The organism is Rhodomicrobium udaipurense JA643, from assembly GCF_000636015.1.
Classification (GTDB): Bacteria; Pseudomonadota; Alphaproteobacteria; order Rhizobiales; family Rhodomicrobiaceae; genus Rhodomicrobium; species Rhodomicrobium udaipurense.
Genome location: NZ_JFZJ01000188.1, coordinates 1 through 3,903, shown reverse-complemented (window position 1 = coordinate 3,903; position 3,903 = coordinate 1). Strand labels below are relative to the sequence as shown.

Here is a 3,903-nt window from a genome sequence, read left to right as displayed (position 1 = left end):
CGTATGTCCTTTGACCAGACCGCGAGGCAAGCGATGGCGAATGAGAACCGGGCGTCTATGCTCAAGATCCGGCTGACGAAGTCGGAAATGGGTGCCCTGAAGGAGCGGGCCGATGCCGAGGGATTGAGCCTCTCCGCCTGGGGAAGATCGCGGCTTCTGAGCGTGCCGGATGAAGCGCTCTGTATCTATCGGGGGATACACCGAAGAGTTCCACGGTCGTTTAACGGCTTCGGCGGCGAACCACCTCGCGCGGTATTCATCCGAACACGAGGGTGCGCCGTGTCGCTCGCGAAGAGACATTGGCCGAGTCGGGTCGGGAACGGACCTCCCGGTTTTCTCGCGATCCCATGCGCGCACGTCGGCTTTTTGTTCTTGAAGCAGACCACCTCCAAAGGCACGAGGCAACCGCGCCTCTAGCCCAACGCAGTCATCTACGGAAAAACAGACAAAATTCGAAGGAATGACGTGGCCAAGGCAACGTTCGGCGTGCTCGGCCCGTGCTCAACGACGTAGGCCCTCAAGGTAGGCGCAGAACATATCGGCCATAGCGTCGGCATAGGCTTCAATCTCCGCTTCGGCTCGAGGAGCCTTGGAGAACTGCTTGCCCGCCGCGCTGAGCGTCGTCATGATCAGGTTGCCGGCCAATGCATGAGTTGCCTTTGAAGCTTCGGGCAGCACCTCCTGCATGAAGACGTGAACAATACGGCCTCCTGACGCCCTCACCTCCTGCGCCTCGGGTGCATCGCGATAAAGGGGGGCCGCATCATCAAGCGCGACGCGCACCACAGCTTCATCACATTCCGAACGGATGAAGGCGTGGACAAGTGCGCGCAGCCGTTCGAGCGGCGGCCTTTGGACCTCTTCAAGGATGTCACACAGCAGGCCGGCAGTCTGACGCCATTCATCGCTTTGGAGTCGGAAGAGGATCGCCGCCTTGTTCGGGAAATACTGATAAACCGATCCCACACTCACACCGGCTTTCTCGGCCACCCGTGCCGTGGTGAAGCGATGCGCGCCTTCCTTCGCCAGAACCTGAACAGCCGCCTCCAGAATTGAGGCGACGAGCTCGGTAGACCGTGCCTGCTTGGGCTCTTTTCTTGAGATAATTTCGTGGTTTAGGCGATTGTTCATGACGGGACGCCGCAACGCGAATGGTGAACCTGAATAATTCGTCCCATTATGGGCCGGCGTACAAGGCGACGCAACCTCAAACCGGAGCACTCTCATGACCACCCTCACTGACCCCCCGCTTTCACCCCTGCTGGATCGTTTGTTCGAAGAGGAAGCGGCGTCGTCTCCGCTATCAAGCCCTGTCATGGCAGCTCTCTCCCCCGAGGACCGGGCACGTCTGATGCAGAGCAAAACCGATTACCTACAGTTTTACGGACGCTTGAAAGATTTCCCTCTTGCCGTCTCGCGAGAAACCGGCGCGCTGCTTTACATGCTGGCGCGGGCCTGTGGCGCGCGGACGATCGTCGAGTTCGGGACCTCGTTCGGCATCTCAACGTTGCATCTCGCAGCGGCGTTGCGGGACAATGGCGGCGGCCGCCTCATCACAAGCGAGTTCGAGCCGTCCAAAGTGGCGCGTGCCCGGGAGAATTTGAAGTCCGGCGGTTTGCTGGACTTGGTGGAACTCCGTGAGGGGGACGCGCTGCAGACGCTGAGTGTCAATCTTCCTGAAACGATCGACTTGCTTCTGCTCGACGGCGCCAAGGCGCTTTATCCCGACATTCTGAGCCTGGTAGAGGGCCGCCTCAGACCGGGCGCACTCATCGTCGCCGACAATGCCGATCACAGCCCCGACTACTTGGCGCGAGTACGCTCCTCTGCGAATGGTTACATGACGGTGCCCTTTGCCGAAGACGTCGAGCTGTCCATGTGGATCGGCTAGCGCCGGTCTCATCTGCCGGCAATGGCCGGAGCTACCAGCTTCAAAATCAATGCCAAGCTACAGCGTTAAGGAATGACGATGCAAAAACGTGGTGACGACAGTGCGGATTGTAAATTTGACCCTGGGTTCATGATACCGGTCATAAATCCGATGCGTTGCGAAGCAAAAGGACCGTGCGTTCCTATGTGCCCCTACAACGTCCTGCAGATCCGCACTGTCCCGCGCGAAGAGAAAGCCAAGTTTTCGTTGATGGGGCGCGTCAAGCTGTACGTCCACAGCGGAAAACAGGCTTTCGTCGCGAACCCCGATGCGTGCCGTGGATGTGGACTTTGTGTGCAGGTCTGTCCGGAGAAGGCGATCAAGCTGCAAAGGGCGGTACAGCGGACCATTGAACAATCACTTCCAGCGGATTAACGGTGACGAAGCAGGAATTTTTATACCGAAAAACTTCCGCATGTGGCCCCACCTTCACTATGAAGCTCAATCTCGGTAGTCCGCAAAGCGATCAGAAAGCCGGCGCGACAATCTAAAAAGTTTTTAATACCGTTTGGACCGCTTCCGGCCTCTTGCTCGCATATGGCGAATAGCCGCGCTCACGTTGCAAATGCGGGACACACCTCGACGGGCATGAAGGGTCGCAAACGGACATGGCGTTCAGAAAATCGCGCCTGTTTAACCTCCAGAAGCCGAAGCCATAAAATCTCGCCCGCTGAGCGGCACCACGCTCGACGTTAAGGCTCGCTGTTGCCCCACACGGACGAAGTGGTCATCCTTCACCAATTGCTTGTTATAAAATGTTTGAAGCAGGAAATCCGGCCGGGAGGTCGCCCTTTGGACCGCAGCAGCTTGTGGGGCTTAGAATGTGCACCCGATTGCTGCGCCGAGGCCACGCGCGTATGACGCTCGCTCCCGGCATCGAAGTATGATTAACTGTAAACTACACCTTTTTATGAAGTCGTTCACGTTGGGACAAGAGTAAAAAATAGGTTTATAGTGTTACTCGCGCCGGAAAAGTGGATTGTGCGGCGTCCAACTCCCCAAAAAAAATATCTCGAGGAAACACCATGGACCTACAGGACAAGCGCATGCAGTGCTTGCGTATGGCTGCTGAGCTGGGCGGCAACGTTGATGCCGTCATCGCCGCAGCGCAACGCATGTTCGATTTTGTCAGAGGTACCGAGCCGGCGGCACCTGCGTGCTCGCCTGTCACCAACGGCTCGCCAGAGCCTATCGCGGTCGCCGAGCCGCAGGCGGAAGTCGCCACGGCACAGGCTGGCGCAATCGCAGAGGCTGCAACCAGCGAGCCTGCGGTGGCCGACCCCATCGCAGCATGCGGAACAGTCCTTGTGCTCCCGGAGAGCGGAAACTTGGCCGAAGCCTTGCCAAGCCCCGAGGCTGTGACTGCTGCTGAGGTCCGGGTCGAGGTCGCGGCTGAAGACGGGCCTGCTGAGATTAAGGCTGAAGGGCCCCCGGCCGAGATCACAGCTGATGAGACCCCGGCCGAGGCGGTGGCTGAGGTGCACGCCGAGGCCGTGGCTGAAGAGGCTCCGGCCGAGATCGCGACTGATGAGACCCCGGCCGAGGCTGCGGCTGAGGTGCAAGTCGAGGCGGTGGCTGAGGTGCACGCCGAGGCCGTGGCTGAAGAGGCTCCGGCCGAGATCACGACTGATGAGACCCCGGCCGAGGCTGCGGCTGAGGTGCAAGTCGAGGCCGTGGCCGAGGTTGCGACCGAGGGGACTCCGGAGGTGGTTGCCGATAAGGAGTTGCTCGCCGAAGCGGCCGAAGTCCCGGCGACAAATCCGATCTTCGTCCTTCCCGCGCCTCCCACGTCGTTCACCGACGTCATTGGTGAGCAGCCAGCACCGCATGCCTAAGCCCCTCCAGGCCGATATCGAGTTTCGTCGTCGACGAATGGTCTTCAGATTTCGGCCGCTCGGACAAAAATGGGATCTCCAGCATAAACCACAGGCTCTGCCGCACTGCCCCTCCGGGCAGCGTTGGCAGAGCCACTA

5 protein-coding genes are annotated in these 3,903 nt (G+C 59.5%); 4 read left to right on the top strand and 1 reads right to left on the bottom strand.

Annotated elements, in window-relative coordinates; genetic code table 11:
- The first annotated feature begins 3 nt into the window (after nt 1-3).
- Entirely contained in the window at nt 4-417 is a 414-nt protein-coding gene (locus tag T281_RS19955) for a plasmid mobilization protein (RefSeq protein ID WP_037242055.1), read from the top strand.
- Between the two features lie 84 nt (nt 418-501).
- On the opposite strand, the gene T281_RS16470 is transcribed toward T281_RS19955, so the two are convergent.
- Nucleotides 502-1,131 (bottom strand): TetR/AcrR family transcriptional regulator, encoded by a 630-nt coding sequence (locus T281_RS16470; protein ID WP_037242052.1) that lies wholly within the window; start codon nt 1,129-1,131, stop codon nt 502-504.
- 94 nt (nt 1,132-1,225) lie between these two features.
- Here T281_RS16470 and T281_RS16465 point away from each other — a divergent pair, with 94 nt between their 5' ends.
- The 3 genes from T281_RS16465 (at nt 1,226) to T281_RS16455 (ending at nt 3,765) form a co-directional block, all read left to right on the top strand.
- Nucleotides 1,226-1,891 carry an O-methyltransferase gene (locus T281_RS16465; protein ID WP_037242049.1) on the top strand — a complete coding sequence of 222 codons (666 nt, stop codon included), beginning with the start codon at nt 1,226-1,228 and terminating at the stop codon, nt 1,889-1,891.
- 72 nt (nt 1,892-1,963) lie between these two features.
- Nucleotides 1,964-2,305: a 4Fe-4S dicluster domain-containing protein gene (locus tag T281_RS19950; RefSeq protein ID WP_199502439.1), complete on the top strand. Its 342-nt coding sequence runs from the start codon at nt 1,964-1,966 to the stop codon at nt 2,303-2,305.
- 650 nt (nt 2,306-2,955) lie between these two features.
- Nucleotides 2,956-3,765 carry a hypothetical protein gene (locus T281_RS16455; RefSeq protein WP_037242048.1) on the top strand — a complete coding sequence of 270 codons (810 nt, stop codon included), beginning with the start codon at nt 2,956-2,958 and terminating at the stop codon, nt 3,763-3,765.
- The last annotated feature ends 138 nt before the right edge of the window (nt 3,766-3,903 follow it).